The 22,227-nt window shown below is 41.3% G+C and carries 16 protein-coding genes and 1 other annotated feature; of the genes, 12 read left to right on the forward strand and 4 right to left on the reverse strand.

Features of this window, described 5'->3' with window-relative positions; genetic code table 11:
* Window positions 1-100 precede the first annotated feature (100 nt).
* Entirely contained in the window at window positions 101-814 is a 714-nt protein-coding gene (locus I6N96_RS13775; RefSeq protein WP_209558131.1) for an alpha/beta hydrolase, read from the forward strand.
* A gap of 131 nt (window positions 815-945) precedes the next feature.
* On the opposite strand, the gene I6N96_RS13780 is transcribed toward I6N96_RS13775, so the two are convergent.
* Window positions 946-1,950, reverse strand: a complete 1,005-nt coding sequence (locus I6N96_RS13780; protein WP_209558132.1) for a LacI family DNA-binding transcriptional regulator — start codon at window positions 1,948-1,950, stop codon at window positions 946-948.
* Window positions 1,951-2,247: 297 nt separating this feature from the next.
* Here I6N96_RS13780 and ganS point away from each other — a divergent pair, with 297 nt between their 5' ends.
* The 9 genes from ganS (at window position 2,248) to I6N96_RS13825 (ending at window position 15,828) form a co-directional block, all read left to right on the forward strand.
* Window positions 2,248-3,522, forward strand: a complete 1,275-nt coding sequence (gene ganS, locus I6N96_RS13785) for a galactooligosaccharide ABC transporter substrate-binding protein GanS (RefSeq protein ID WP_430650164.1) — start codon at window positions 2,248-2,250, stop codon at window positions 3,520-3,522.
* 190 nt (window positions 3,523-3,712) lie between these two features.
* Window positions 3,713-4,990 carry a sugar ABC transporter permease gene (locus I6N96_RS13790; RefSeq protein ID WP_209558134.1) on the forward strand — a complete coding sequence of 426 codons (1,278 nt, stop codon included), beginning with the start codon at window positions 3,713-3,715 and terminating at the stop codon, window positions 4,988-4,990.
* Between the two features lies 1 nt (window position 4,991).
* The gene (gene ganQ, locus I6N96_RS13795) at window positions 4,992-5,852 is read left to right on the forward strand and encodes a galactooligosaccharide ABC transporter permease GanQ (protein ID WP_209558135.1); all 861 of its coding nucleotides are present in this window, start codon (window positions 4,992-4,994) and stop codon (window positions 5,850-5,852) included.
* Window positions 5,853-5,861: 9 nt separating this feature from the next.
* Complete coding sequence (locus I6N96_RS13800) at window positions 5,862-7,898, forward strand: beta-galactosidase (RefSeq protein WP_283811205.1); 2,037 nt, start codon at window positions 5,862-5,864, stop codon at window positions 7,896-7,898.
* A 494-nt stretch (window positions 7,899-8,392) separates the two neighbouring features.
* A complete protein-coding gene (locus I6N96_RS13805; RefSeq protein WP_209558136.1) occupies window positions 8,393-11,062 on the forward strand; it encodes a fibronectin type III domain-containing protein in 2,670 nt (889 codons plus the stop codon).
* A 54-nt stretch (window positions 11,063-11,116) separates the two neighbouring features.
* On the forward strand, window positions 11,117-11,599 hold the full coding sequence (locus I6N96_RS13810) for a hypothetical protein (RefSeq protein ID WP_245186977.1): 483 nt from the start codon (window positions 11,117-11,119) through the stop codon (window positions 11,597-11,599).
* 64 nt (window positions 11,600-11,663) lie between these two features.
* Window positions 11,664-12,305 carry a hypothetical protein gene (locus I6N96_RS13815; RefSeq protein WP_209558137.1) on the forward strand — a complete coding sequence of 214 codons (642 nt, stop codon included), beginning with the start codon at window positions 11,664-11,666 and terminating at the stop codon, window positions 12,303-12,305.
* Window positions 12,306-12,345: 40 nt separating this feature from the next.
* Window positions 12,346-12,669, forward strand: coding sequence for an EF2685/EF0750 family sortase-dependent surface protein (locus I6N96_RS13820; protein WP_209558138.1), 324 nt, complete (start codon window positions 12,346-12,348; stop codon window positions 12,667-12,669).
* A gap of 708 nt (window positions 12,670-13,377) precedes the next feature.
* Window positions 13,378-15,828, forward strand: coding sequence for a leucine-rich repeat domain-containing protein (locus I6N96_RS13825; protein WP_209558139.1), 2,451 nt, complete (start codon window positions 13,378-13,380; stop codon window positions 15,826-15,828).
* Window positions 15,829-16,028: 200 nt separating this feature from the next.
* Here I6N96_RS13825 and I6N96_RS13830 read toward each other — a convergent pair whose 3' ends face one another.
* Together I6N96_RS13830 and I6N96_RS13835 are read right to left on the reverse strand one after the other, a co-directional pair.
* Window positions 16,029-17,150 carry an aminotransferase class I/II-fold pyridoxal phosphate-dependent enzyme gene (locus tag I6N96_RS13830; RefSeq protein WP_209558140.1) on the reverse strand — a complete coding sequence of 374 codons (1,122 nt, stop codon included), beginning with the start codon at window positions 17,148-17,150 and terminating at the stop codon, window positions 16,029-16,031.
* On the reverse strand, window positions 17,134-18,081 hold the full coding sequence (locus I6N96_RS13835) for a LysR family transcriptional regulator (protein WP_209558141.1): 948 nt from the start codon (window positions 18,079-18,081) through the stop codon (window positions 17,134-17,136). Before I6N96_RS13835 ends, I6N96_RS13830 begins: the two co-directional genes overlap by 17 nt.
* Window positions 18,082-18,135: 54 nt before the next feature.
* Window positions 18,136-18,381: a binding site (T-box leader), on the reverse strand.
* 160 nt (window positions 18,382-18,541) lie between these two features.
* On the opposite strand from I6N96_RS13835, the gene metE reads away from it, so the two are divergent.
* Window positions 18,542-20,824: a 5-methyltetrahydropteroyltriglutamate--homocysteine S-methyltransferase gene (gene metE, locus I6N96_RS13840; protein WP_209558142.1), complete on the forward strand. Its 2,283-nt coding sequence runs from the start codon at window positions 18,542-18,544 to the stop codon at window positions 20,822-20,824.
* Window positions 20,805-21,701, forward strand: coding sequence for a methylenetetrahydrofolate reductase [NAD(P)H] (gene metF / locus I6N96_RS13845; RefSeq protein WP_209558143.1), 897 nt, complete (start codon window positions 20,805-20,807; stop codon window positions 21,699-21,701). Before metE ends, metF begins: the two co-directional genes overlap by 20 nt.
* Window positions 21,702-21,812: 111 nt before the next feature.
* Here the strand turns inward: metF and I6N96_RS13850 are convergent, their stop codons facing one another.
* Entirely contained in the window at window positions 21,813-22,169 is a 357-nt protein-coding gene (locus I6N96_RS13850; RefSeq protein ID WP_209558144.1) for a winged helix-turn-helix transcriptional regulator, read from the reverse strand.
* Between the last annotated feature and the right edge of the window lie 58 nt (window positions 22,170-22,227).

The raw sequence follows: 22,227 nt of genomic DNA on the forward strand, positions 1-22,227 counted from the left end.
AGAGATGGTTAAGGAATACCTAATACTGCTGAGATTTGTTGAAAGAGCAAGCTGTTCTTGCTATATTTAGGGAAAATACATCTATCACAGGGGAGAAGCGATGAAAGACAGAGCGCTATTGATCATTCACGGATTTGGCGGAGATGAGCAGGAAATTCTCTATTTGCATCGTTATTTACAGCGGCAGGCGATGGATTCTTTTTGGATACGTCTTACCGGTCATGGTGAGGAGAAGCAGGTGTTTGCCCAAGCGACTTATTTGGATTGGTTGAATGATGTAGAGGAAAAGATCATAGAATTGGAGCAGGAGTATGAACACATAACCTGTATTGGTTTTTCGATGGGAGGGTTGTTGACGATCCAGCAATCTCACAGAGTATCAGTTGATCAAATCGTTTTATGTAGTACACCGATCCATCTTTATAATTTTCCAGTGATTTTTTATGATATCAGTCATGGCCTTTTTTCCAAAGATAAGGAACGATTGAACTATTACTTCCAATCAACAGGAACACCTTTTAAAGCGTGTCTTCAATTTTTGAAACTGCTGTCTCTGACAAAAAAACAACTGAAAAGCGGTTTGAAGGAAGAGTTGAAAACGAATATGCTGATTTTACAGAATAAGCGTGATGAGACGACCCATGTTAAAAGCGCTGATTATCTATGGAAAAGCAGTGATGGTAAAGCGTCAGTCCGTCTTTATGAAGGTGGTACACATCAGCTGTTTTTGGGAGAAAACAAAGAGCGGGCTGTAACAGATATGGTAGATTTTATCGTAGAAAAAAGCAGTTCACTGAACTCAGCTGCTTACTAGAACGAGCAGATACAAAGTTGAAAAACAAGAAAACCTGTCGTGAACGTTATGTCCTTCACGACAGGTTTTTTATTTTTAAGTGAAAAAGTAATGATCTGTATTTTAGTAAGCTTTTTAGCAATCGACAAAGGTTATTCTTCTGCCGGGACGAAGCTTTTTCGAACAATCAGCTCAGAACCCAGTAGGACTGTTTTTGTTGTTTTTCGTGGATAAATCAGTTGATCCACCAGCATATCGATGGCAGTTTTGGCAATTTCCTCCACATCTATTCTGAAGGTAGTCAAGGGAGGAGAAACGAATTTGGCGATTTCATTGTCATTGATACTTAGTAGTTCCAGACGCTCAGGAATCAAAATCCCCTTTTCATTGAACGCTTGGAGAGCTCCTACTGCAATTGTGTCGGAGGCGACAAAGAAGGCATCCGGCAAGTCATTATTTGAGGAGTCAATCAATTCAGTGGTTAATTGATAGCCTTGGTCTACAGTGAAATGTCCGCCCGAGAAAATATACTTTTCCTTCAGCAGCCCTTTTTTCTGCAAATAATCTCTAAAGGTTGTTTCTCTGCTGTCTCGCTCTTGTGAACCTGTGTCTGGATCGAAGAATGCACCACCGATGAAGCCTATTTTCTGATGTCCTTTATGGATAAAGTAATCGATTGCTTTTCTAGTCATATGATCTGTATCCGGTTTGACAGTGTCAAAAAGATCCGGCTGAGGATTGATTTCCAGAAAAACACCATTTGGACAAGTATGCTTCAACTGCCGAATTTCCTTGCTGGTAAAAGAACCGATTCCGATGAATCCGGAAGTGTTCTTGGGCAGCTTTTCGATTCCTTCCTCATGCTTAAGCATCGTGATTTCCATATTATTGATTTTTGCATATTTTTCAATAGAAATACGCAGCTGTCTGAAATAAAGATCTTGAAGCTCTTCTTGATCTGTCAGCCAAAATAGAACAGCAATTTGTTCGATAGGTGTTTTTATCTTTGAGCGATCATACCCCATAGCAAGAGCGGTGTGGATGATCGTTTTTCTTGTTTCTTCCGCGATAGATAAACTGGTGTCTCCTTTTAACAAACGAGAAACCGTTGCTTGGGAAAAACCGGATTTTTCTGCAACCTGTTTAATAGTAACCATAATTTCACCTCAAAATCAGTATACATTAATCAAAGGATTTAGTAAATATATTTACTAAATTATTATACGTGAATCATTAAATATATTTTTCTGAATGAATTGTTTTTGTAAGGGTAAACACTCTTTTTTATTTGTAGTTTCAACATTTAAACTGTTTTTTGTTCGTTTTATCAAGTAGAGTTGGTAAATAAAGTTAATTATATCGGGAAATTAATTTTATGAATATCTTTACTTATTTAGTAAATTAATTTATTATAGTAGATGTAGATAGCGTTTTCAAAAGATGGAAGGTGGAAGATCACTATGAAAAAAGGGAAAAATCTTTTATTACTAGGCGCACTGGCGGCAGGCTTGTCTGCTTGTGGTCCTCAGGACAGCAGCACTACAAATGGCTCAGGTTCTTCTAAAGGAAGCAATAAGGACTATGATCTGCTCGTCTGGGAGGATCAATCAAAATCGGCTGGTATCAAGGATGCTGTGAAAGCATTTGAAGAAGAACATGATGTAACGATAAAGGTTGTTGAAAAAGCGTATGCAGATCAGTTAGAAGATTTACGCTTGGACGGTCCAGCTGGGACGGGAGCAGATGTCATCACGATTCCGGGAGACCAGATTGGAACAGCGGTAACAGAAGGTTTGTTGAAGGAAATGGATGTTGATCAAGCAACGCAGGATATCTATACAGAAGCTGCAATGCAGTCTCAAATCGTAGATAGCAAAGTTTACGGGTTGCCGAAAGCTGTTGAGACACAAATCCTTTACTATAATAAAGCATTGATTTCAGAAGAAGAGCTGCCTGAAACAACAGACGAATGGCTGACGTATTCTAAAAAAGTCACAACAGACAGCAGTTATGGACTTTTGGCGCTATGGGATCAAATCTACTATGCCCAAGGAGTGATTGGTCCTTATGGCGGCTACGTGTTCGGGGAAGATGCGGACGGTAATTATGATCCGAATGATATCGGGTTAGCTAATGACGGAGCAATAGAAGGGGCAGCGTATATAAAAGAGTTCTATGACTCAGGTGTATTTCCAACAGGCATCATTGGAGAGCAGGGAATCAATGTACTGGATTCATTATTTACTGAAGGAAAAGCAGCCGCAGTGATTTCCGGCCCGTGGAATCTGGAGCCGTACAAAGAGGCTGGTATTGACTATGGTGTGAAGGAATTGCCGATGCTTGGCAATAATAAGCATATGGGCTCCTTTATTGGCGTGAAAAGCTATAATGTCAGCAGCTATTCTCAAAATGCTGATTTAGCGGAAGAATTCGTCGAATTTATCACGAATGAAGAAAATTCAAAGGTTCGTTTTGAGAAGACCGCTGAAATACCTGCGGTGGAAGCATTGGCTAGCGATTCTTCGATTCTGAAAAGTGAAAGTGCAGCGGCGATTGCCGAGCAGTCAAAATATGCGGAGCTGACACCTGGGATCACTGCGATGAACAGTGTCTGGGAACCAATAGATTCAGCATTACAGACAATTGCAACAGGTAAGGCAGAACCAGAAACAGCATTACCGCAAGCAGTCGAACAAATCAAATCAGCAATTGCAGCGACTCAAAATTAGAGGAAAAGAGGCTGTGACAAAAGTGTTCAGCTCTGGGAAATAGGAAGGAAAATCCAAAAATAGCTTTTCATATTTTTGAGATTGTTCGGCTTATTTCCGAGAGAGTCACTTCTGAAACACCGCTTATTCGGAGGTAAGTGGTTGTGACAGCCTTATGTCACAACCACTATTCTCAAAGGAGGTTCTATCAATGGAGGCTGTGAAAACCAATAGCTCACATGCCAAAAAAGCAGCACTTTTATCAGTCATTCCAGGCTTCGGTCAATTTTATAATCGCCAAAAGCTGAAAGCCGGACTGTTTCTGTTTTTCTTTGTCATGTATATAGTTGTTTTTAAGGATTTATTCAATATGGGGATATGGGGACTTTTAACATTAGGAACAGAGGTACCTCGGGACAATTCGATTTTTCTGCTTGCTGAGGGCTTAGTAGCATTGATCGTGATTGCTTTTGGTTTGTTTTTTTACTACCTCAATATTCGTGATGCTTATAGAAATGGCGAGCTGATCGATCAAGGGTTGAGAGTCAATTCACTGAAGGAAAGTTATCAGGCGCTTTTGAGTGAGGGCTATCCTTACTTATTGAGCAGTCCTGCATTTATCTTATTAGTGTTTTCTGTTATTTTTCCTATTTTATTCAGCATTGCTCTAGCATTTACTAATTATGATCTGTACCATTCCGCACCTGCTAATCTGGCGAATTGGGTTGGATTGGAGACATTTAAGAAAATTTTTACTGTTGATATCTGGCGCAGTACCTTCTTTGATGTTCTCGGCTGGACAGTTATCTGGACATTGGTTGCTTCAACTTTACAGGTAGCGATTGGTATCTTTCTGGCAGTGGTTGTTCATCAAAAGGAGCTTCGGTTTAAAAAGTTTTTCCGTACCATTCTTGTATTGCCTTGGGCAGTTCCCGGGTTTGTGACAATATTGGTCTTTGCCGGTCTATTCAATGACAGCTTTGGAGCAATCAATAATTCCTTGCTGAGCTTTTTGAACATCTCGCCGATTCCGTGGCTGACCAACGCAAATTGGACACGTATTGCGCTGCTGCTTATTCAAGGATGGTTAGGCTTCCCCTATATCTTTATCGTAACGACAGGAACCTTACAGTCGATTCCGGAAGACTTATATGAAGCTGCAACGATTGATGGTGCATCTGCCTTTCAAAAGTTTCGTAAAATCACATTGCCGTTGATTCTGTATTCAATGGCACCGATCCTGATCACGCAGTATACCTTCAACTTTAATAATTTCAATATCATTTACCTATTCAATGCAGGAGGTCCTGCCGTGCCGGGATCAACTGCCGGCGGTACAGATATTTTAGTTTCCTGGATCTATAAGCTGACGATGCAGAACAGTCAATATGCATTAGCAGCAGCGTTGACGATCCTACTGTCGATCTTCGTGATCGGCTTGGCTATCTGGCAGTTCAGACGGACGAATTCGTTTAAGGAGGAAGCATAAGATGAAAGAACAGCATTCAAGTATTAAACGACAGCGTCATGTAAGACTTGCTCTGACCTATTTGCTGCTGATCTTTATGGTAGTAGTTATTGTTTATCCACTACTCTGGACGATTGGCGCCAGCTTCAATTCAGGCAACAGTTTGATCAGTACTAGCTTGATTCCTGAAAACCCGATGACAGGTCATTACAGTCGATTATTTGCGAACGAAGGAACGCTGCTTTATGGAAAATGGTACATCAATTCATTGAAAATCAGCTTCTTTACGATGCTGCTTTCATTGGTTTCGGTATCTATGACAGCCTATGCCTTCTCCCGCTTCCGTTTTACCGGAAGAAAGAACGGATTGATCCTGTTCTTACTGTTGCAGATGATCCCTCAGTTTTCAGCATTGATCGCTATCTTTGTATTGGCGCAAATGCTTGGGCTGATCAACAGCCATTGGTTGTTGATACTGATTTATGTTGGTGGTCAGATTCCCATGAACACGTATCTTTTGAAGGGCTATTTCGATTCGATCCCGAGAGATTTGGATGAAAGTGCCAAAATTGATGGTGCCAGCAACACACGGATATTTTTGCAGATCATCCTCCCATTATCCAGACCTATGCTGGCAGTGGTGGCGATGAATGGCTTTACAGGACCTTTAGGAGATTTTGCACTATCTTCTGTTTTACTGAGAAATCCAGAGTATTACACCTTGCCTATTGGGCTATATAAATTAGTGACGGATAAAATGGGGGCAAGCTATACCACCTTTGCGGCGGGAGCGATCCTCATCAGTATTCCAATTGCGCTGGTCTTCCTAGCTCTGCAAAAGCATTTTGTATCAGGATTGACAGCCGGAGGAACGAAAGGATAAGGAATTCATATGAGACGATACGATTTAGAGACACGCTTGCTTCATGGGGGAGACTATAATCCAGATCAATGGTTAAATTATCCGGAGGTACTGGCACAGGATCTTGAATTGATGGAGAAAGCGAAAACCAATACTTTTTCATTGGGGATTTTTGCATGGAGCACGTTGGAACCAGAGGAAGGCGTTTTTCACTTCGACTGGTTGGATAAAATCATAGCGGATATTCATGCCATGGGAAGTAATATTATTTTAGCAACACCTAGTGGAGCAAGACCGGCATGGCTTTCTCAAAAGTACCCTGAAGTATTGCGTACAAACGAACGAAGAGAAAAACAACTGCATGGAGGCAGACACAACCATTGTTTCTCTTCTCCAGTCTATCGAGAAAAGACAGCGATCATCAATAAGAAGCTGGCGGAGCGTTATGGCGATCATCCTGCGTTACTGATGTGGCATATTTCAAATGAATACTCAGGCGATTGTCATTGTGACTATTGTCAGGAAAATTTTCGCAGTTGGCTGAAGAATAAATACCAGACGCTTGAAGCGTTGAATGAAGCGTGGTGGGGGCCTTTTTGGAGTCATACGTACAGTGATTGGTCTCAGGTAGAATCACCTTCCAGCTTAGGTGAAACGATGGTTCACGGACTGAATCTTGATTGGAAACGATTCGTCACAGATCAAACAATAGATTTTTATCAGCATGAGATCAAGGATATCCGCCGATTGACACCTGATATTCCTATTACAACGAACTTTATGGCTGATACGAATGATTTGATCCCTTTCCAGAGTCTGGATTATGGGAAATTTGCACAGCATGTAGATGTTATCAGCTGGGATTGTTACCCTGCTTGGCATAATGATTGGGGAACAACTGCCGATCTGGCTAGCAAGGTTGGTTTTATCAACGATCAATACCGCAGCCTGAAACAACAGCCGTTTCTCATTATGGAATCAACACCAAGCGGCGTGAACTGGCATGATGTGAACAAAACAAAACGTCCGGGGATGCATCTGTTGTCGTCTATGCAGTTTATCGCTCACGGATCGGATAGTAATCTGTATTTTCAATGGCGTAAATCTCGCGGCTCTTCGGAGAAATTCCATGGCGCTGTTGTTGATCATGATAATAGTGAAGAGAATCGCGTGTTTCAAGATGTAGCGGAGGTTGGTCGTGGTCTTGAAAGGATCAAGGCGGTCAAAGGCAGCTATAAAAATTCAAAGGTCGGTATTATTTTTGATTGGGCTAATAACTGGGCGTTAGAGGATGCACAGAACTTTTCTCAACAAAGCAAACGTTATTGTCAGACACTACAAGAACATTACCGCAGTTTTTGGAATGCGGATATCCCAGTAGAAGTGATAACACCGAATGCTGATTTGATGAAATATGATTTGATTATTGCACCGATGCTGTACTTGATAGAAGAAGCAACAATGGATAAGCTTACAGATTTTGTTGAACAAGGGGGTCAACTAGTCACAACTTATTTGACCGGTTATGTGAATGAAACAGACTTGGCGTACCTCAATGGCTGGCCTGAAAAGCTTCAGAGACTATTTGGTATCACAGTCAAAGAGACAGACACTCTTTATCCGAAAGATCATAATCAGCTGGATTATTTAGGAGAATCCTATGTGGTTCAGGATTACTGCAGCATCATTCAGCTTCAGGGAGGACAAAGTCTGGGAAGCTATACGCAGGATTTTTACGCACAACAGCCAGCTGTGACGAAGCATTCGCTAGGTGACGGAATAGCGTATTTCATCGGCGCGAGAACGAAACAGGATTTTCTGACGGACTTCTACGGCAGCTTGATCGAAGAACTGTCTCTTAGCAATCAATGGATTGTAAAAGGGCATCCTGATGTTTCTGTCCAGTCACGTAATTCAGAAGCAGAAAGCTATTACTTTGTCATGAACTTTTCGGAGGAGAATCAAGTGATCGAAGTAGCAAAAGAGAGTACAGATTTGCTTACTGGTGAAAGAGTAGGCACGTTGATTGAACTAAAACCATATGGTGTAAAGGTTTTACAGCCATAACAAATGAATAGAACAGAAGAAATCCGATCCGTAAATTTATGGATCGGATTTCTTCTGTTGATTCACTGAGAAACAAATGGAAATTTTGAGTTTTTATATGAAAAGAAATGAGCAAACTCATAGAAATATTTTTTTGAATTACGAATAGAATAGAAAAGGGATCGTCATAAAAAAACGTATGTTTTCTTTGTTGATTCAATTGAATCTAGTTGTACTAATATAATAGTATTGAAATTAATTTTTTAAATAACTACAGTATTTTATTAAAATATCATAAAAAAATTAAATTATATATTAAAACATGTTGAAAAAGTTTGTGAAAGATTGTATTTTGGTATGAGTGATAAAAAAATATCATGGCATTAATTAGCAATTTAGATAGGAAAACCGCATGTTTTACCCCTTCTAATGAATGGTTTAACAATGAGGGATCCTTCACTAAAAATAAATTAGGCAATAGTGAAATGAAGTCTTTTGAAGAAAGGGGAAGGTGATTGAATAAGCTTGCATTGATGATGTCGATTTTAATGTTTGGAAATGGGATCAGTGCTGCAGGGCTAGAAGTACTTCAACCAGCTGCTGAGGAAATGGCAATTCAGGAAAGTACAGAATCTGTAGAACGATCAGATGAGCAGCTTGAAGAAGCTGAAGTGGAAGAAACTTCAGAAAGCTTAGAAGAAATCACTGCTTCTTCTGAGGAAGATGTTGAGGTGTCGTCAACGACAGTTGAAGAACAAACAGAAACAACCGATTCTTCGAATGAAAAGAAAGACACGAGTGCAAAAGCTGCTGTTTACGCAGAAGCACTGCAGGCAGAGGACGGGTATTGGCTAGTCGGAGATGCGGCCACATTAAAAACATACATAGGAACAGATAAGAAAAATAATATCCGCTTAACTGCAGACATTGATATTGGTTCAACTGGCTTGGCTTTGTATAATTCTTTTGTTTTAGATGGGGCTGGGCACACAATTACTTATAATAAGGCTGGGAGTACAGCTGCAGGGTTCTACCTTCAAGAAACGAATGCGACGGTTACCATGAAAAACGTGAATTTTGGTTTGGCTGATGGTTCAGGAGCAACCGGGTATTATGGAATCATTACCGGATTTGATGCCTATCCTAACATGACCATGATATTTGAAAATATCAATTACACAACGAACAATGGTCAGCCGCTTTATAATTTGAACGGACAGATCATTTTCAAAGGGAACAACAGCTTCAACCAAACGGGATCATCTACATATTCTCAGGAATGGGCAGAAACGAATTACATAGAAGTGGAATCTGGAACAACGAAAGTAGTACATAATACAACGAACATGTATGGTTTTATCTATGCCCATGGGACGAACACCAATAGTCCATATGCAAGCTCGGCAAATGTTGTGGTTCGTTCGGGTGCCTCATTTGATGTTGAGACAGGTCATGCGTTTTTCTATAGTGGTTCAGCAAGTTATGATCAATCGATCATAGTAGAAGACAACGCAGCGTTAGCAGTCAAGCAAACGGGAACAGAGGCAACACGAAAGAGGTTCATTTATCCTAATTTGGGGACAGGAGCAGCAACAGATTTTCGCTTTGGTGTAAATTCTGCTGTGCAGCTGGACTTAAAAATTCCTATGCCTTTGTACAACTCTAGGGGGGGGATGACGATTGGAGAAAATGCCGCGTATGAAATGAATGTTGAAGAGGGCAATATGTTTTCTGTAAGTACTTCTGGAACCTTTTCGATGGATATCGACCGTGTACAGAAAGCAGCATTCAATGGAACTGCTGCTGGTACCTTAGGCATTCGCTCCAGCAGTACAAGCGTCGCCAACCTTTCTTATCGCGGAACGAATCGGATGAAGGTAGCTGCTTATAGTAGTGAAACAGCAGAGCTGCCCAGTGCAGCGTTCAATAAAACCGAAACGGCACTGTCTGCAACGAATACGACCTATCAGAATGTCTCTGGAGAAGCACTAAGTACAGCGGAATTGAATGCTCTGGCAACCTCTAAACGACTTGTATTTTCGAGTGTTTGGGTACCGGAGATTTTATCCACCGCAGTGACCAATGAAAGCAGTCAAAGTGCTGTATTGTCTGTTACTTCTGAAAACCGCAGCTTTCCCGCAACAGAGGCGACGTATTTCCTTTTTACAAATGAGGGTGACACAGGAACATTAGAGAAAGCAAAGCACATTTACACAATGACGGATCTCTCTCAACAGACTGAAGGGACGTATCAATTCGAAGCAACCGATTTAAATCCGAATACCACATACTGGCTTCAGGCTAGGGTCACAAATGAAAATGGGCAAAGCGACTGGTCGCAGCCAATAACTTTTTCTACCGACCCTGATTTGCAGAGCTTAGGAATAGAAAATGAAGAGGATTTAACAGAGACGACAGCAAAAATTTCGGGTATATTGGCAAATAATACTGGTTTCTGGACAGATTTCAGCAATGGGCAAGAGAATCCGATTTTTAATCAAGCGGCCGACTTTGGAGCGAGCTATTCAGATGCAGTGATTCAGATGGAGTATAGCAAAAATAGTGATTTTTCAGAGGCAGAAACAACTCTTGTTGAGCAGCGTTTCGGTCCGAATGACAGTCAATTTTCTGAAGAGCTGACAAACTTGCGACCATCAACAACATACTATGTTCGGGTGAAAGTTACGGGTATTTCCGGAAGAGAAATTTTATTTCCTTTTGTTTATACATTTGAAACGAAGTATGGCGAATATATCGATGTATCTATTCCAGTAGAGATGATTTTTGCAACGGATGATAAGGAAGCGGGCACTGAGAATGCCGGAACGATTCATAGTAAAGACGAGTCCTATGAAATAAAGAATCAGGGGAACGTTGATACAGCTGTGCATGTTACAGGATTCACACCTGAGAATGAAGCAGCAAAGGAAATAGAACTGTTAACGGATATGAACGGTCAAGCAGCTTCTGATCAATTGGCACTGAAGCTTTTGGCGAGAGGAACTGTTATGACTGAAACCTTTCTATCGCAAGAGATCCAAACAGAACCGAAATTACTGGGAACGATGAATACTTCAGATGCGAATATACTACAGTTGGACTTCAGTGGTAAATTTTTTAACCCGCTTGGAAAAGTCTTGCTGCCGTCTTATACACTGACACTAAAATTTGAAAAAGCAGAATAGGAGAGAGAAGTTATAGAAAAGAAGCAGAGCACAAATAAGAAAAGAAAATGGATTTTGCTAGGTTTATTACTCTTTGCATTCATCGGAGGAGGTCTCTATTATTATTTTACTCAGCAGACAGAAACTGTCCGTGTTGTATCAGGTGATTATCTGCCTGATGCCAAAGCAGCACAGAAGATGACAGATGAGCAAATCAAGGAAGCCGAACAAACCGCAGTAGATGCCAGTAAGTTCAACATGGTAATCAAACCGGAGGCAGTCTTTACTTCTGGGAATGAAGAAGGGGATATCTATATTCAAAATCCTGAACATAATGCGTATCCAATCAATGTCGTCATCGCACTAAATGAGGGTGGTAAAGAAGTTTATTCCTCCGGAGCCATTGAGCCTGGCTATGAAGTCAAACGAGCTGTATTGGATGAAGGACTAGATAAAGGGGAGTACCCTGCAACAGCGACATTCAATATCTATGATCCTGTGACAAAACAAAAAAAGGGTCAGGTTCAAGCAAGTATCACGATCAGCGTTTTAGCATAACACACACATTTAACAGGGAATCCATCCTGTTAATATAAATAAAAAATTATAGGGGAGAACACTTATGAAAGCAACTAAGAAATTAATCGCAGCAACAATGGTTTTAGGAATGGGCATGGCAGGTTTGGCACCAGCAGCAAGTGCGGAAACATATGATGGATTAAACACAGGCGAGATCCAAATCAACGGATCGATTGGAAAAATGGACAACACAGATCCCGATACACAATTGCCTGAAGGTTCGGATGATTGGATCAACGTAACAGTCGATACAGCAACTGCGTTCCATACAACAATTGCTTCAGCACATACAGAAATTGAATCAGCTACATATGGTATTCAAAATAATTCTGGTCGTGGTGTTGCTGTATACCTATCTTCACTGACAGGTACACCAAACTACGTTACTCAACTGACAATCAATCCGGCGGCAGGATCAAAAGAGTTGGTATCTACTCCAACTGCTGTAAACTTGGTAGAAACAAATGCGATTGCAGCAATGCCTGACACACCATGGTTGATGCTGGCAAACAATGAAGGTCGTTTAAATCTGGCAAATGATGCTGAAGATGCATATGGTAGCGATGCAACATTCCATTACACAGGTACAGTTGAAGGCGCACCGGCAACTGCTGAAGCAGAAAATTACACACTGACATTGAAATTTGCTTCTGTGCAGTCAGATGGCACAACGATCGGCAGATAGTCGGTCAAGCATATAGAGCAAGTCTGAGGAGAATGTATAGATGAAGCAGCACTCGTTTATCAAGGGAGTCCTTCTCTCTAGTGTGATCATGATGTTGGGACTATGCTCTTTTATCCCAATTCATGCGTCTGGTGCTTCTGTTGAAATCAACGGACAAATCGGGGGAGACACGACGATGGCTGACACATCCGAAGAACCTGAACCGCCTTCTCCTTCTGAGGATATTGCTTCACCGAAGGAAAGCGAAATCCTTTTGCGTCGATTCCCTGAAACCGGCGAACAGCGTACCTATCTAATTCTGATCATCGGATCAGCCTGTCTTCTTTTGTTTATTTTTACGAAGCTGAAAAAGAGAAGTGAATAAAGTCATAAGCGCAGGATCGATTTGATTCCTGCGCTTATTTTTTGTATGTTTTACAAAGCCTTAGCTCGTCTAGTCGAAGCAGAGAAAATGATAATATCCTTGATACTGTGTTGGAGAATGAAAAACGAGAATAGTGGAGCCTTTCATTTTAACACGTAATGAGTAGTTGAAGATGTAGAAAAGGAAGAGATATCTACTAATGAAAATAAATATAAAATTCTTGAAAAAACGAGATGGAACAGATAACTAATTGATGGTATTGATAAACGTGTTATTTTGTTTATATATTTTATTTATAATATATATTATTTTTACAAAAACACAAAAACAATATATAAAATTTTAAGAAAATTACTTGACAATTATACATATTAATATGGATAATTAAAAAAGTGATGAGAATATTCATGCTTTTGAAATGATGGGACAATAGAGCCATGCATGTATATAGCTAACATTGTTCTGTTGGTTGCTGATGCTAAATTTTAACAGCGATGAATTGTTTGAAAGGGCAGCAAGGATGCGCTATTCTGTTTCAATAGTCATTGTTTTTCGAGAAAACGCTTACACTTTGTTTGTAATGACTTAGACTGAAATAGAGCAAAGTAATTGCTGGTTATTTTTGTTCCGGTAATCGAAAAACAAGAAGGTTCTCGCACAAATTTGAATACTGGGGCTGGCAAATTTTTTTGTCAGAAAGGAGAAGCTATGGAGAAGAGAAAATTAGGAACATGTTTTATGCTTGGATTGGCAGTGGGAGTTGTTGGTTTGTGTTCACCAATCGTTTTGGCAGAAGAACCAGGAGTGTCTGCGAACGTTAGACTAGGGACAGAACTTCCGGTGGGGAGTGTGGCATTGCTGCCTGAAATTACGCAGTCGAGGCTGGGGTGGTCACCTTATAACTATACATCTAATTCTGCTTTAAAAGACAGCAACTGGGCTCAGCCGGATAAAGTCACTACATCGGTTGATGATGAAGGGAATATTCTGACTGCTGTCACGGATACTGGCACCAACAAGGTGTATCTTCACGCATACCAGAAACAGACCAATACGTTATTGAAAACTGTGACGATAGACTATTCAACGATGCCTCTATATGGTCATTTCTATTTTGCTCCCGACGGTTACTGCTACCTGATTGTTGGTCAAGCAAATTCCGAAGAGAACAATGATAAAACTGTAATAGAAGTGCGGAAATATGATCAAGAGGGAAACATGCAGGGCGTTGCTGAGCTAAAAGGCGGTGTAGTATTTGCTTATATGAAAGGCATCACAGAGCCGTTTAAGGCAGGTCAGACAAGGGTTGCTTTGGAGGGAACTGAGTTAGCTATCCACACGAATCGAATGATGTATAAGGATTCAAATGGTGTCGCTCATCAGTCCAATTTGATTTTTTCTGTAGATACTTCTACCATGTCGCTAACAAATAAAAATTGGAACAAAGGTTATCAGAGCCATTCAATGAACCAGTTTGTTCAAGCCGACGAGGGTAAATTTGTCACATTAGGTCATGGAGATGCATATGGCCGAGGGATTGAACTATTTACGTTTTCAGACGGTAAAGAGTATATGCTGCAGCCATTTGATGGAGCTCATGGGGCTAACTTTACTGGAGCAACAATGAGCGGTTTTGAAATTACGGAGCAGTCCTATCTGGTTTCCGGAAGGCTGATACCTCAAAGTACTCAGACGGTCAATGGAGTGACAACAGGAGCAAAAATGAATGCCTTTGTATTAAGCGTAGATAAAGCAACAATGACTACTACATTCAACTGGCTGACTAAGTTTGGCGAAGCTGAGACGGCATATGTAGGAGATTCTCGTTTGATCAAAATAAATAACGATCGTTATGTTTATTTGTACACCGTATTTGATGATATCAAGGGAGCTAATCCAAAAACAATCTACACATTGCTAGACGGACAAGGTACGGTACTGTCAGAGGAAAGTTTTGAAGGGATGTGCTTTACGGCGAACAGTCAACCGATAGTAACAGATAATAAGCTGACTTGGGTATCACCAGATTCGACAAGTGGAAAAATAACTTATTTGTATCAGCTGGATATCACAAATCCTAATAAACCAACTCTTGTAACAGAGCTGTCTAGTGAAGTACTTCCGGAAAAAATTGAAATCACTGCAAATAGAAAAGAATTGGCAATTGGAGAAACAGCTATATTGACTGCTGTAGTCACTCCGGATGACAGCACAGATAAATCTGTTGTTTGGTCAGTTGATGACGAACAGATTGCTGCTATCTCGGCAGATGGTGTTGTAACAGCCAAAGCAGCTGGAATTGTCACCATCACTGCAAAAACACACAATGGTAAGACAGCTTCTGTACAGCTGACTGTGATAAAAGCTTCGACAGAGGATGTTGTAGATATTCCGGATACAGAGCTGAGAAAAATGATCAACACACAGCTGAGACAGGCAGAAGATGCTGAAATCACTAAAGCTCAAATGGAAAAGCTGGTGTCACTTTCTGTTCCACTCAACGGCTTAGAAATAAAGATAAAAAGTTTGACCGGCTTGGAATATGCGACAAACTTAAGCCACCTGACAATGTACAGTAATGAAATTGAAAGCATTGAACCGCTTCGGAATTTAACAAAATTGACGTATTTAAGACTGCATAAAAACAATATCAGTGATTTGAGCCCTCTGACAAATCTAGTCAATTTGACGAACATTTCCTTAGACAGCAATCAGATTTCAGACCTGACACCATTAAAAAATCTGACAAAATTAACAATTCTTCAGCTTTCAAATAATCAAATCAGTGATATAACACCTTTGAGAAACCTGACAAAGCTGGGAACATTGAATTTAGCTGGAAATAGTATTTGTGATTTTACGCCGATGGAGAATATAACCGCTACGCGTTTTTCTTCCGGAGGTGACAGTCAGAAAATAGAAATGACAGGCTATATCAATGGGAATGGAGAAGTAACTATCAAAGATCCGGTAAAATACGGTTCTAATATGAGTATTGAGTCGATCAATTTCTATTCTCGCGGCGGACAGAAGATTGGCGATGAGCTTCATTGGAAGGTTTCAAAAACGGCAACTTGGCTGCCATTTGCCTATAAGGGAACTATAAATGGACAATCTGTGACGATAAATATAACTGTGTACTTGGAGTACAAAGAATAGCTTAGTAAAGTCATGGAAAAGAAAGGCTTCTCTTCAGAAATAGTGGATATAATTACTTATAAAGATAAGAAATGTCGTGTTCTGTTACCAACCTTGAATGATCTTACATTCGTTCAAAAGGCTTGAATCAATCGACATGCATGAACAGATATCATCTTGAAGCTTGAATGATTTTCGTATTGCATCCGCAGTTTGCTGTATCAGCGAGCTGCGGATTTTTCTAATGCCTGCTGGATATCCTCAATCAAGTCATCAGCTGCTTCGATCCCGATGGACAATCGAAGTAAATCATCTGTTAGACCATAGGATTCCCGTAAATCTTTGGGAATATCCGCATGAGTCTGAGTCGTTGGATATGTCACCAGACTCTCGACTCCGCCTAGACTTTCTGCAAAGGTAAATAGCTCCAGAGCTGACAGGAAAGATGGAATTTGATCGGCAGATATTAGCTTGATACTGATCATGCTGCCGCGCTCAGGATAAAAGACTTCCTTGATCAGAGCTTCTTGTTTTAAGTAACTAACCAATTTTCGTGCATTTTTCTCTTGTTGGGTTACCCGCAGTGCCAGTGTTTTCAGACCACGTATCAGAAGCCATGAGTCAAAAGGCGAAAGAACAGCTCCTGTGGTGTTCAATGCGAATGCCAGCTTTTCACCTAGCTCATCAGAAGCTGTAATGACCGCTCCCGCCAACAGATCGTTGTGTCCGCCCAAGAATTTTGTCGCTGAATGAACCACGATATCTGCACCTAAAGTCAATGGTTTTTGAAGGATCGGAGTTAAGAAAGTATTGTCAACAATCAGCAGAGCATCATGTTTTTTTGCCAGTTGGGCAGCTTTAGCGATATCAAGTTCATTCATCAAAGGATTTGTTGGTGTTTCTAAAAAGACGGCAGATGTTTCCGAACCAATCGCCTTCTCCAGCTCATCCAGTGTGTCAAAATAAGTGAAATACCCAAATCCTTTTTTAGTCAAAGCATCGAAATAGCGATAGCTTCCGCCATACAAATCTCTGGAAACAAGAAAACGGCTGCCGCAGGGAAACAGTTCAAATACTAATTGAATGGCACTCATACCGGAGCTGACAGCGAAACCGCAACGACCGTTTTCTAGTTGTGCCAATGCTTGTTCCACGACCTGACGTGTAGGGTTTGCTGTTCGTGTGTAGTCATAGCCGGTGCTTTTCCCTAGCTCTGGATGAGCGTAGGTAGTCGAAAGATAAATCGGAGTACTGACCGCACCCGTCTGATCGTCACTGTGATTGCCGATTTGGACTAGCTTTGTGGCTTCCTGCCATTGAAGTGCTTCATTGATTTTTTTCATAAATATCCTCCTCAATCGTCGAAAACCCGTAGTCATGAATGTGTTTTTTCAGTGTCTCTAAGTAATGTTCGCCTAAAGTAGACAAGGTACCACGTTTGCTTTTGATCCAGCCGATTTCAATTTGGTCAGGTATATTCAGCGGGATAGCGACAATGCTGTCGTCATTCAGCTCTCGACTGATGATGCCGGAGCTGAACGTATATCCATTAAGCCCAACCATTAAATTGAAAATTGTGGCGCGGTCACTGACCTTGATATGTTTTTTGTAAGTACGTGTACTCAGAATTTCTTCGGCAAAGTAAAAGGAATTGCCGTTCCCCTGTTCAAAGGAGAGGTAAGGCAGCTCATCCAGTTCTTCAAGTGTCACAGATTCTCTACCCGCTAAAGGATTATCCTTGCTGATGAAGATATGCGGTGTCGCATAGAATAGGGAGGAGAAAACCAGATTTTTTTCTTCAAACAGTTTTTCCAATATCTGCCGATTGAAATCACTTAGAAACAGAATGCCGATCTCACTTCTGAACCCGGCTACGTCCTCAAGGATATTTTGGGTTTCGGTTTCTCTCAAGGTGAATTGATAGCTGTCATCTTCATATGAATGGATAAATTCAACAAACGCATGAACGGAAAAGGCATAGTGCTGGGAGGAAATAGACAAACGGGAAGAGCGCTCATGTCCGTGCTTATAACGTTTCTCCAACAAATCGACCTGATCGATCACCTGCTTAGCGTACGCCAGAAATTCCTGTCCCTCCTCTGTAAGCGAAACCCCCGATTTACTGCGGTGAAGAAGACAGATACCCATCTCGCTTTCCAACTCCTTGATTGCATTAGATAGCGTTGGTTGTGATAAAAATAAGCTTTTTGCTGCTTCATTGATCGAGCCGATTGCAGCGATTTTTTCCAGATATTCCAGTTGTTGTATACGCATAAGCCTGCTCCTTTCCTTTCAGATAAATAAAAAAACGCCCTTTTTCTATACAAGAAAAAGGACGAATGATTTCGCGTTACCACCTTTGTTTGTCGTCACCTTACAATAACGACCTTAGCCAGTACGAGCGTCTGCTGATACTGCGTTGCTGTAACGGGCACCTCCGTCAGCGGCTTGTGGGATTACTCACTGCTGAATGCTCAAAGACCATCTTCCAACCGATCCTCACTGCTCCTTCTCACCTGCCGGAGCTCTCTGTATGAGACTTTCTAGTCGTACTCTTCTTTTCTGCGCATCATATATTGCTCTATACTATAGACAAAATTTTCCTTGGTGTCAAATAATTCTCTCGCTTTTCCGTTATAGACTTAACCTATAACAAGTTATAAAAATTAACAGTTAGTCAGATGCTTATCGTCTGTGGTAAAGTTTTTCTCATAACTATTTAGGAGGCGATTCCATGAAAACAACGGTCGTTGGCTTCCCGAGAATTGGGGAGAACCGTGAATTGAAAGTTGCAACAGAGAGCTATTTCCGCGGAGATATTACGCAGGAAGAACTAGTGGATAAAGGAAAGCAGCTCAGACGAATGCACTGGAATCTGCTGAAGGAAAAGGGGATTTCACTGATTCCCAGTAATGATTTTTCTTTTTATGACACAACATTAGATACTGCGGTTTTGCTGAATATCATCCCTAAGCGTTTCTTGGATTTGAAGCTTTCTCCATTGGATACTTATTTTGCTTTGGCAAGAGGCTATCAAGGAAAAGCAGGAGATGTCACAGCATTACCGATGAAAAAATGGTTCAATACCAATTACCATTACCTGACACCTGAATTTGAGGAAACGACAGAAGTGAAGGTTGCAGGAACAAAACTATTCGATGAATATCTGGAAGCAAAAGCACTTGGCATTGAAACAAAGCCGGTTGTCTTGGGACCATTTACTCTAATAAAACTAGCAACCTTCAATGGAACGACAGAGGAAGCGCAGCTTCAGGGACTGATTACAGCATATAAGGAAATCATTGCTACCCTGAATGAGCTGGGGGCTCAATGGATTCAACTGGATGAGCCTTCTTTGGTGAAGGATATTTCAGAAGAAGATCGAGAGCTCTTCTTAACGATCTATCAAGAGTTGACTGCCGATTCAAGAACGGTCAAGCTGCTGCTGCAAACCTACTTTGGGGATGTAAGGGATATCTATGCTGATCTTTTAGCAGTGGGTGTAGATGGAATTGGCTTGGATCTAGTTGAAGGAAAGAAGACACTCGAATTGATCAAAACGCTTGGTTTTCCTCAAAATAAACAACTATTTGCCGGTGTGGTGAATGGGAAAAACATCTGGCGAAATGACTATCGCCAAACGTTGGGAATCCTTGAGCAGCTGCCGCAGGAACAACTGGTACTATCAACTTCCTGTTCGTTGCTTCATGTACCATTTTCTGTTGAACAGGAGGTATTTCCGGAAGAAACGGCACAGCATTTTGCCTTTGCCAAAGAGAAGCTGAGTGAGCTGACAGAATTGGCTGCAATCGTCGATCAAACAGCAGGTGCGTTGATCAACGAACCCCTTGCTGCAAATCAACAGCTTTTCCGATCGGAACGAGTGCTGGAAAACAAGAAGCTGGCACGTAAGGTTGCTGGCTTGACTGAAGCCGATTTTCAACGACAGCCTGCCTTTGAAGAGCGCAGCATCGTTCAGAAGTATACCTTAGATTTGCCGATTTTACCGACAACGACTATTGGCTCTTTTCCTCAGACAAGAGAAGTGAAAGCCACGCGTGCGAAATTCAAGAAAGCGGCAATCAGTAAAGAGACATATCAGGAATTTCTGGAAGGAAAGATTGCTGATTGTGTAGCTTTTCAAGAAGAAATTGGGCTGGATGTTTTAGTTCATGGGGAATTTGAACGCAATGATATGGTGGAGTATTTTGGTGAAAATCTAGAGGGATTCCTCTTTTCTAAAAACGCTTGGGTTCAATCCTATGGTACACGTTGTGTGAAGCCGCCAATCATTTGGGGAGATGTTTCTCGTAAACGTCCAATCACGGTTGCATGGTCGGCCTTTGCCCAACAGTTGACAAACAAACCAGTCAAAGGGATGCTGACGGGGCCGGTAACAATTTTGAATTGGTCTTTCCCGAGGGAAGATATTTCAATCAAAGAATCAACCTTACAAATTGCTTTAGCGATTCAAGAAGAAGTACTGGACTTAGAGGCCAATGGAATCAAGATCATTCAGATCGATGAAGCTGCTCTAAGAGAAAAACTTCCCCTTAGAAGAAGTGACTGGTATCAGGAATATTTGGACTGGGCAATTCCTGCTTTTCGTCTCGTTCACAGCAAGGTTGCGGTACAGACGCAGATTCATACACATATGTGCTATAGCGAATTTGCAGATATCCTACCGGCAATTGACCAGATGGATGCTGATGTGATTTCCTTTGAGGCATCACGCTCGAATCTATCCTTACTGGAGGCGTTGAATGCCCACCATTTTCAAACAGCGGTTGGTCCTGGTGTATACGATATCCATTCACCAAGAGTTCCCTCAGTTGTTGAATTGACGACAACAATCAAAACACTACTGGAAAAAATACCTGTAGAAAAGCTATGGATCAATCCTGACTGCGGCTTGAAAACCAGAGGAGAAAAAGAAACCTTTGCCAGCTTGGAAAACATGACGCAGGCGGCGTCTCAAGTGAGGGAGGCTCTTGTTTATGAACCTGTTAGAGAATAAAAAGGCCAGTCTGTCTTTTGAGGTGTTTCCGCCATCCTCAAAGGCAACGATCGATGGATTGTATAGTTCTTTGCAGCAGATGGAGGATTTACGCCCTGATTTCATCAGCGTGACCTGCAGCAACCGACAACTGTCTCTGGAAGACAGCACAGTGAAAATAGCCACGCATATTCAGACACATCATCAAGTACCTAGTATTGTCCATTTAAGTGCGGCGTATTTAAATAAAGGCGATGTCGATCAAGTCCTTGAATCGCTGCATCAAAAAAAGATTCACAATATTTTGGCTTTGCGGGGAGATCTTTATCCGGAAATCCCCAGAGGGACGGACTTTCTCTATGCTGGTGATTTGATTGCTTACATTAAAGAGTGGGATCAGAGCTTTTCCATCTCTGCCGCCTGTTACCCAGAAGGACATCCAGAGTCTGCCAACACGATTGCGGACATCTATCACTTGAGGGAGAAGGTGCAGGCTGGTGCAGATCAGCTGATCACTCAACTCTTTTTCGATAATGACTTGTTTTACCAGTTTCAGGAAAAATGCTGGCTGGCAGGGATTGATGTCCCGATAATTGCCGGAATCATGCCAGTTGTCAATAAACGTCAGGCAGAGCGGATCATTCGGACAGCGAATGTACAGCTGCCAAAGAAATTTTTAGCTATTCTGGACAAATATGCGGATAACCCCATTGCGTTAAGAGATGCCGGCTTGGCCTATGCGATCGATCAAATTGTCGATTTAGTGACCCAAGGTGTCTCCGGTATCCATCTATACACGATGAATCAGGCGGAAATTGCCAGAAGTATCTACAACGCCACACACTCCTTGTTTGCTTCCACTGTGGAGAACCAACAGCCGATTTCAATCTCTAGTTGAATGTGTTCTTAGCTTGGAAACATAATAAGGGTATTCTTCCCCAAAGAAAAAGACAGGAGATACAGGAGTCCTTTTATTGACTCCGTATCTCCTGTCTGTGCGAATCAATACTCAAGATTCAGCTAATAAAACGACCTTTTCTCCTTGCTTTTGCAGGGTTGAGACATGCATCGTTCCCCATTCACAGAGGTTGTCTAAAACCTTGCTTAAGGTTTCTCCATAGCTGCTCAAAGAATATTCAACCTTTGGCGGTACTTGGTTATAAGATTTTCGATCGATGATGGTTGATTCTTCCAGCTCACGTAATTGTTGCGTAAGCATTTTTTGACTGATTCCGGGAATTTTTCTTTGCAGGTCGCTGGGACGCAGCGCACCGTGCCTCAAATTACAAAGAATGATCGGCTTCCATTTCCCGCCGATAACATCCATTGTTGCCTCTACTCCGATATTATAGGTTTTTTCTTCCATTATTTTTCCGCCTCAAATCTTTTATTTATACAAAACTTACTTTTTTGTCTGTATAGAA

The sequence above is a fragment of the Enterococcus larvae genome, assembly GCF_017830045.1.
Taxonomy (GTDB): domain Bacteria; phylum Bacillota; class Bacilli; order Lactobacillales; family Enterococcaceae; genus Enterococcus_L; species Enterococcus_L larvae.

What these genes read in the sequence shown, in the direction of transcription:
- I6N96_RS13775 (WP_209558131.1), top strand. Translation starts at nt 101, where the DNA reads ATGAAAGACAGAGCGCTATTGATCATTCACGGATTTGGCGGAGATGAG.
- I6N96_RS13780 (WP_209558132.1), bottom strand. Translation starts at nt 1,950, where the DNA reads ATGGTTACTATTAAACAGGTTGCAGAAAAATCCGGTTTTTCCCAAGCA.
- I6N96_RS13790 (WP_209558134.1), top strand. Translation starts at nt 3,713, where the DNA reads ATGGAGGCTGTGAAAACCAATAGCTCACATGCCAAAAAAGCAGCACTT.
- ganQ (WP_209558135.1), top strand. Translation starts at nt 4,992, where the DNA reads ATGAAAGAACAGCATTCAAGTATTAAACGACAGCGTCATGTAAGACTT.
- I6N96_RS13800 (WP_283811205.1), top strand. Translation starts at nt 5,862, where the DNA reads ATGAGACGATACGATTTAGAGACACGCTTGCTTCATGGGGGAGACTAT.
- I6N96_RS13815 (WP_209558137.1), top strand. Translation starts at nt 11,664, where the DNA reads ATGAAAGCAACTAAGAAATTAATCGCAGCAACAATGGTTTTAGGAATG.
- I6N96_RS13820 (WP_209558138.1), top strand. Translation starts at nt 12,346, where the DNA reads ATGAAGCAGCACTCGTTTATCAAGGGAGTCCTTCTCTCTAGTGTGATC.
- I6N96_RS13825 (WP_209558139.1), top strand. Translation starts at nt 13,378, where the DNA reads ATGGAGAAGAGAAAATTAGGAACATGTTTTATGCTTGGATTGGCAGTG.
- I6N96_RS13830 (WP_209558140.1), bottom strand. Translation starts at nt 17,150, where the DNA reads ATGAAAAAAATCAATGAAGCACTTCAATGGCAGGAAGCCACAAAGCTA.
- I6N96_RS13835 (WP_209558141.1), bottom strand. Translation starts at nt 18,081, where the DNA reads ATGCGTATACAACAACTGGAATATCTGGAAAAAATCGCTGCAATCGGC.
- metE (WP_209558142.1), top strand. Translation starts at nt 18,542, where the DNA reads ATGAAAACAACGGTCGTTGGCTTCCCGAGAATTGGGGAGAACCGTGAA.
- metF (WP_209558143.1), top strand. Translation starts at nt 20,805, where the DNA reads ATGAACCTGTTAGAGAATAAAAAGGCCAGTCTGTCTTTTGAGGTGTTT.
- I6N96_RS13850 (WP_209558144.1), bottom strand. Translation starts at nt 22,169, where the DNA reads ATGGAAGAAAAAACCTATAATATCGGAGTAGAGGCAACAATGGATGTT.